The sequence below is a fragment of the Oleiphilus sp. HI0086 genome (assembly GCF_001635225.1).
The window spans coordinates 1-408 of record NZ_LWFZ01000434.1; the positions used below are offsets into that span (position 1 = coordinate 1).

General features: G+C 47.1%; 2 protein-coding genes. Both read right to left on the reverse strand.

The features are described from left to right. The coding region (locus A3756_RS05420) for a histidine phosphatase family protein (protein WP_197481190.1) at positions 1-219 on the reverse strand (219 nt) is incomplete at its 3' end. Between the two features lie 2 nt (positions 220-221). Next, on the reverse strand, positions 222-408 hold a 187-nt coding region (locus A3756_RS27365; RefSeq protein WP_068553032.1), incomplete at its 5' end, for a hypothetical protein.

Sequence of the window (408 nt, forward strand, 5' to 3'; positions counted from 1 at the left end):
GTCGACGCAGAGGCTTAGGTCTTCCCCTAGCTTATTGGCAAAGGCCTGACAGCGACTTAATGGTGAAGTCACTATCCGGGTCCAGGGTTTATGACCCCCTACACTGTCGTGCATTTGCTGCCAGCCCAAGTCTGATAAGGGGTCGTCTTGTGAACCTCGTAGTAGTTGTCCACCAACGGGTTCGCCATGTCTGATTAGGTCGAAAGTGCTTGCTTTCATAACTAAGCCTTGAGTCGCTCGAGTAGCATTTCATATTGCTGTTGTTTAGCAGCAGTATGCCTTATTTTGAACTCCTGAATAAGCAAGAGGCAAGCATCTTGTGTAATATGTTGGTTGCCAGCAAGTTCGAGAAACAAGAAGGCTTGCTCAGCTTTAGGCAGGTCTCCATGTTTAATAAAAAGCATCATC